Source organism: Milkweed yellows phytoplasma str. MW1 (genome assembly GCF_000309485.1).
GTDB lineage: Bacteria > Bacillota_I > Bacilli_A > Acholeplasmatales > Acholeplasmataceae > Phytoplasma.
The window spans coordinates 1-4,765 of record NZ_AKIL01000083.1 but is presented as its reverse complement, the minus strand read 5'-3'; the positions used below and the strand labels follow the sequence as shown (position 1 = coordinate 4,765).

Annotated in this window: 4 protein-coding genes; all 4 read right to left on the bottom strand. The window is 27.7% G+C overall.

What is annotated here, in order from left to right:
• Positions 1–163: 163 nt before the first annotated feature.
• Positions 164–2,350: an ATP-binding protein gene (locus tag RI76_RS01830; protein WP_017192437.1), complete on the bottom strand. Its 2,187-nt coding sequence runs from the start codon at positions 2,348–2,350 to the stop codon at positions 164–166.
• Between the two features lie 29 nt (positions 2,351–2,379).
• Positions 2,380–3,255 (bottom strand): hypothetical protein, encoded by an 876-nt coding sequence (locus tag RI76_RS01825; protein WP_187322841.1) that lies wholly within the window; start codon positions 3,253–3,255, stop codon positions 2,380–2,382.
• Positions 3,256–3,306: 51 nt separating this feature from the next.
• The gene (locus RI76_RS01820; RefSeq protein WP_017192436.1) at positions 3,307–4,065 is read right to left on the bottom strand and encodes a hypothetical protein; all 759 of its coding nucleotides are present in this window, start codon (positions 4,063–4,065) and stop codon (positions 3,307–3,309) included.
• 126 nt (positions 4,066–4,191) lie between these two features.
• A complete protein-coding gene (locus RI76_RS01815) occupies positions 4,192–4,596 on the bottom strand; it encodes an HU family DNA-binding protein (RefSeq protein ID WP_017192435.1) in 405 nt (134 codons plus the stop codon).
• Positions 4,597–4,765: the final 169 nt, after the last annotated feature.

Here is a 4,765-nt window from a genome sequence, read left to right as displayed (position 1 = left end):
ATAAAAAAATTTCAGTTATCAAAATAAAAGTAAATTTAATAGAACTCCTTTTTATTTAAAAAATAATTAATTAATCGTCACTATATTGATATTCACCTCCCTTGTATTATTAAGCACAGGGTTGGAGGCGGCTCCTTTTTTTAAATGATTAATTAAATGGTTATTACTTAGTATTCATTGGTTCTGTATATAAAGTAATATATTGTTTTACGGGGTTAAAGTGAAGGTAATAGGTTTGTTTATCGGTAGTGCCTAAACGGTCGTCTTTTGGTATCTTAATTTGTATTAAATAAAAATCCTTGTCGGTATCTAAAATATATTTCGGTCCTTTATAATGGATTCTAATATTATAATTAGAAGTATCTACAAAAACACCATCACTAAATATATTTTTTTGAGTAAATAACGAATTATTTTTTCTACTATCTAAGTCTTGAGGTATGTCAGAAACCTTAGCAAAACAATTTCCTTGGAAATTTGGATCAATCTCAAGATATTCCCATTTATTAAAAGGTTTTTGTTTTACAAAAGCTTTTAAATCAGTAGGTACTTTATCAGGATATTGACAATTATGTAAGCCGTTGAAACGAGTAAACGTATAAGTTTGATCGACAATTGTATGGTCTAAGGTTTGAATATTTAAACCTTTTTTCCATTCTCCGTATTGGTCTTCACATTCTTTACGATGGGCTTCTATTTCAGCTTTAGTTTTTTTAATCCCTAATTTATTATCTAAAGTCTCATCTAAATCTGAAGGTAGCATTACTTCGTGATTCTTATTCACAAACGCTAAACGATCATAAGTCATAAAAGCATCACTTAATAATTTCACCCAATCACGATTCGAAAAAGTTTTTTTCTCATTTTCTTTTATTTTTCTGTTTTTTTCTTGCTCGGAATCATTTTCTTTAATTTCTTCTATAGGGGGGATTTTATCTATTAAAGTGGTTAAATGATTCAAAGTATGATAACTGATACGGTAATTATTAGCTAAAATTAAATATTTTAAAAAACCTGGAATTTCTTCTTTTTTAAAAGAATTAATTTCTATTTCTTGTTGAAAACGACTTCTTAGAGCAGAATCTATTTTATTTAAATGATTCGTAGCACCCATTAAAATAATTTTTTTCTCACTTTTTTTAAAACCGTCTAATTTGGTTAATAAGTTATTAATAATATTAGAAGCCGTTTGGTTAGTATTTTTGTCTTCTCGATTCGCTAAACCACTAATTTCATCAATAAAGATAATGGATTTGTCATGTTCTTCAGCTTCGGCCCAAATTTTTTCCAACTCTTCGTTCCCTTCGCCAACATAAGTTTTATCGAAACGAGAAGGTTCTAATTCGATATAATGGGTTCCTGTTTCTCCACAAATAGCCTCTATTAAATGACTTTTTCCTGTTCCAGGAGGTCCATATAATAAAATTCCCATAGGTTTTACATTTTGATAACCAAGAACATGTTTCTCCCCTTTTAAATAATGAAGAATGTTGGCGAATTTTTCTTTTTCTTCCTCCATTCCGTAAACACTATCTAAGGTTTTCGGTTTTTTCTGCATATTTTCTAGTTGATTTTTTTGAATATTTTCAATATCGCGAAGGAGTTTTTGCAGTCTTTTATCAAAAGAAAGCAATTGACTATCTAAAAATAAACGATAATTTCTTAATTGGGATTCTTCTTCTTGCGGAAGGTTTGCTTGTTGCAATAACTGAGTAATTTTTTCTTTTTCCGCGTCATTATAAGCCATAGCCTCTCTTAAATCGGTTATTTCTTCTTGAAAGACAGCTAATTTACTCTTTTGATCAATGAGGATATTTTGTTTTGCAATTTGTTGTTTCTTAACTGTTTGGATTTTTAATAAGGCTTGGCGTTGGTTAACTAAGTCTTCGCTTTCTTTAGTTAAGACGTCTTTTTCTTGCTTTAATTTTTCTGCTTCTGCATTTAAATTAGTCAGCTCGTTTTGCAGCGTTTCTTTTTGGGCGACCTCAGTAACAGGAAGCTTTTTTAAGTCTTCTTCTTTGTTAGTCTTTTTTTGATTGATGGCAAATAAAAGATTATTAATTTCGTTATGACGTTTAATATTGAAATCTATTTTTTGTTTCAAAACATCGTCTTGACGTTTTAACTTGTCAGCTTCATCAATCTTTTTCTGATTCTCTTGGCGCAATTTTTCTAATTGTTCAGCCAAGGCATCTCCCTCTTCTTGAGTCGTTTTTTGTTCCGTTTCTTGTTTTTGTTTCTCTTGGAGAGTAGTGTTTTGTTGTTTTAAAAAACCATAAATACCAAGGATAATGATACAAAACGATAAAAAACCAAGGAAAAGAAGATAAATTTTATTAAAAAGTTTCATAAAAACTTTTCCTTTCTTTTTAATTTTTTTTAATCTACATCATAATATAAAGTTCTTTTTTGTTGAGTTCTTTTTTCATATAAATCAATTTTTTTTAAAGATTTGATATGGTTAGTATTCCATAACATACCTTCTTGCGTGTAATTGTAAAAAGGAAATTTAACTTCAAAATCATAATTAAAAATGGTAAACGGCTCTTCTATTTTTTGATTAATCGGATAAATAGCCACAATTTTATCTTTCGCAATTTCTTTGACTACTATTTTATCAATGAAAAAATAACTCGGACCACCAAAATTTGTTCCTTTATCATAAATAATTTCTAAATGATAATTTTGGGGTTGAAAAAGACAAGTATCTTGAAGAGGATTTGAAGGGGCGTTTTTATTCCAAAAATAATATAAATGAGTTGCTCCGTTACTCATTTGTTTTAAATCTTCTAAAGTATAAGTATCGTTTTTTCCTTCTCTTGTTCCACCTTCAAAATAAGCTAACAGAAATTGTTCTGGCGGAGGCTCTTTAATACGGTATTTAAAATGAACTGGTTCTGATGTAGAATCGCTCGCATTATACAACGCATAACTAAAATCTTTTTCAAAATTTTTGACAGGAAAATGATATTTTAACCATCCCATGACTTCTTTTATTCCTGTATTTTCACCTAAATAAACGTTATAACATTCTGTATTTTGATAAGTTTGTTCTTTTAAAGGTAAAAGAGAATGATAATAAAAATTATCAATTTCAGGAGATAAAGGTTTAAAAGAAGAAGGTTGTTTTTCTTTTAATAAAACTGTTTCTTCTTTAATTGGTTCTTTGAAAGGCAAATGAAGATGGGTTTTCGGCAAAGAACTTCCCCATTGAAATAATAAAGCAGCGATTAAAAAGCCCCCCGCAAATAACAAACAACTCCAACCTCTTTTAAAGAGGGGAGTAATATTTGTTGGCATAAAAAATTAGTTTAAAGTTTCTAATTGCGTTTGTAATTGTTCTTTACGCGTATTTAAAAGATGAGTTAAATAACTTTCTTCTGTTATTTCTGTAAGTTCTTTTTCTAAATGATTGATTTCTTGAATGATTTTTATTTTTTGAAGTATTTTATTAATTTGTTTTTGAGTGTCGTCTAATTTAGTTGTTAAACGTGTTTTTTCCTCTATGATTTTCTTTTTATCTTCTTCTTTTAAATCAGGATTTTTCAATTTATTAGCTATATCTGGTAAAAGGGTATTTTCTATTTCTTCTTCTTCTGTGAGTAATTTTTCTTGTTCTTGTAAAGCAATTAATTCTTTTTCTTTTTGTAATTTCTTAGCTGTTAAAGTGTGTTTAGCCGTTAATTTATGTGTTTCGTTTTTTAATTTTTGTTCTAAAGTTTTAATTTCTTCTTCTAAAAGACGACTATAAACCTCCCATAAATTTTTCTTTTCCAAATTTTCTTTTTGTTTTTGATAAAAATCGATAATTTGTTGTAAAGTTTCTCGGCTGGAGGTGTCAGACGTTTCTTTTAATTTTTGTTCGTAAAAATTAATTTGATCTGTTAACTGGTCTAAAATATTGTCTGATTGAGAAACTGCTTTCTCTTGGGTTGTCTCCTTATTAGATTTATCTGGCTCCTTATTCATATAATAATATCCTCCTAGAATGCCTAGTGCTAATACAATACATATTAAAAAGTTGATATATACTTTCATCATTAATTTTAATTTTTGTTTTTTCATTTTTTTTCCTTCTTTCTTTTTTAAAAAACACTATTTTCCTCTCATACTAGAAGATATTTAAAGAAAAGAGTTTCTTCAAAATTTTAAATATCTTCTAGCAGGAGAGAACAGATAATTTTTATTTCCTTATTGTTTCACAGCTTCTTTTAAAGGTTTTGCAATTTTAAAACTCACTTTCAAAGAAGCAGGATATTTAATCATTTTTCCTGTTTTCTTAAATTTCATTTGGCCGTTTTTAAGTTTTATAGCTTTCATTTCAGGTCTTTTACAGGCTTTGATTTCAGAAACTACAAATTTTCCTAAACGAGTTCCTAAAACTACTTCCTTGTTATTGGCAATCGTTTGAAATAAAACTTCTTCAAATAAACTATAAAACGCGTTGGCTTCTGTAAAAGATACTTTACCTTCTTTCGCTATTTCGCTAATTAATTCTTTTTTAGCTATTTTGTTAGGATCTTTTTGTGCAGTATCTTGTTTTTTAGTATTTTTTTTGTTAGTAGTTGTTTTTTTAATAACTTTTTTTTTATTCATTTTTCTTTTTTCCTTTATTTTTCAATTTTGTAAAATATTTTTAATAATTTAATCCTTTTCTGGGTTTATTGTTTCATTTATTTGTGGATTATCTTTTTTATTATTAATATGAAGATTTTTAATGCTTAAAGAAATATCTTCTAAATTTTTATCTTTGTTCTTTGGATGA